The 1936-nt window shown below is 65.1% G+C and carries 1 protein-coding gene; it reads left to right on the top strand.

What is annotated here, in order from left to right; genetic code table 11:
* Positions 1 to 19: 19 nt before the first annotated feature.
* Positions 20 to 1936 (top strand): acetate--CoA ligase (gene acs, locus EV216_RS18015; RefSeq protein WP_132697253.1); only part of this gene is annotated, 1917 nt, incomplete at its 3' end.

Raw genomic sequence — 1936 nt, 5'->3', positions numbered from 1 at the left:
CGACAAGCTTTACGCGCCTTTGCCTGATTTTGTGCGTTCTGCGCATGTTGACGGGGCGCGGTACGAGGAGATGTATCGCCGGTCGGTGGAGGATCCGGAAGGGTTCTGGGGGGAGCATGGGCGTCGTCTGGACTGGATCAAGCCCTATACGGAGGTGAAGAACACGTCCTTCCGTCCGGGCGAGGTGGAGATTCACTGGTTCCGCGACGGCACGCTGAACGTGGCGGCGAACTGCATCGACCGGCATCTGGCCAAGCGCGGCGACCAGACCGCGATCATCTTCGTGCCGGACGATCCGAAGGATCCGGTCGAGCATATCACCTATCGCGAGTTGCACGAGAAGGTGAACCGGATGGCGAATGTCCTGCTGAGCCAGGGCGTGATGCGCGGCGACCGGGTGGTGATCTACCTGCCGATGATCCCCGAGGCGGCCTTTGCGATGCTGGCCTGCGCGCGGATCGGGGCGATCCATTCGATCGTCTTCGCGGGGTTTTCCTCCGACGGGCTGGCCAACCGGATCAACGATTGCGGCGCCAAGGTGGTGATCACCGCCGACACCGCACCGCGCGGCGGGCGCAAGACCAATCTCAAGGCCAATACCGATGCCGCGCTGCTGCACTGTTCCGACCGGGTGCGCTGCATGGTGGTCAAGCACACGGGCGACCAGACCACCTGGATCGACGGGCGCGACGTGGATGTGCTGGCGCTGATGGACCATGCCAGCCCCGACTGCCCCTCGCGGGAGCTGGGCGCCGAGCATCCGCTGTTCATCCTCTATACCAGCGGGTCCACCGGCAAGCCCAAGGGCGTGGTGCATTCCTCGGGCGGTTATCTCGTCTATGCCGCGATGACGCATGAATATGTCTTCGACTATCACGAGGGCGACGTGTTCTGGTGCACCGCGGATGTCGGCTGGGTCACCGGGCACAGCTATATCGTCTACGGGCCGCTGGCCAACGGCGCGACCACGGTGATGTTCGAGGGCGTGCCGACCTACCCGGATGCGGGCCGGTTCTGGCAGGTCTGCCAGGACCTCAAGGTCAACCAGTTCTACACCGCGCCGACCGTGATCCGCGCGCTGATGGGCCAGGGCCCCGAATGGGTCGAGAAATACGACCTCTCCGCGCTCAAGGTGCTGGGCTCGGTCGGCGAGCCGATCAATCCCGAGGCCTGGGAATGGTACAACACCCATGTCGGCAAGGGCCGCTGCCCGATCGTCGACACCTGGTGGCAGACCGAAACGGGCGGCCATCTGCTGACGCCGCTGCCCGGCGCCATTCCCACCAAGCCGGGCTCGGCCACGCTGCCCTTCTTCGGGGTGCAGCCGGTCGTGCTGGAAGCAGAATCGGGGCGGCTGGTCGAGAGCACCGAGGCCGAGGGCGTGCTCTGTCTCAAGGACAGCTGGCCCGGCCAGATGCGCACCATCTGGGGCGATCACGACCGCTTCCAGGAGACCTATTTCAGCCAGTACAAGGGCTATTACTTCTCCGGCGACGGCTGCCGCCGCGATCGTGACGGCTATTACTGGGTCACGGGCCGCGTCGATGACGTGATCAACGTGAGCGGCCACCGGATGGGCACCGCCGAGGTCGAATCGGCCCTCGTCGCCCATGCCGCCGTCGCCGAGGCCGCCGTCGTCGGCTACCCGCACGAGATCAAGGGCCAGGGCATCTATGCCTATGTCACCCTGATGAACGGCGTCGACCCCAGCGACGAGCTCCGCAAGGAACTCGAGAAATGGGTCCGCACCGAGATCGGCCCGATCGCCAAGCCCGACCTCATCCAGTGGGCCCCGGGTCTGCCCAAGACCCGCTCGGGAAAGATCATGCGCCGAATCCTGCGCAAGATCGCCGAAAACGACTTCGGCGCACTCGGCGACACCTCAACCCTCGCCGACCCATCCGTCGTCGATACTCTCATCGAAAACAGGATGAAC

Source organism: Rhodovulum steppense (assembly GCF_004339675.1).
GTDB lineage: Bacteria > Pseudomonadota > Alphaproteobacteria > Rhodobacterales > Rhodobacteraceae > Rhodovulum > Rhodovulum steppense.
This window is presented reverse-complemented; position numbering and strand designations above follow the sequence as displayed.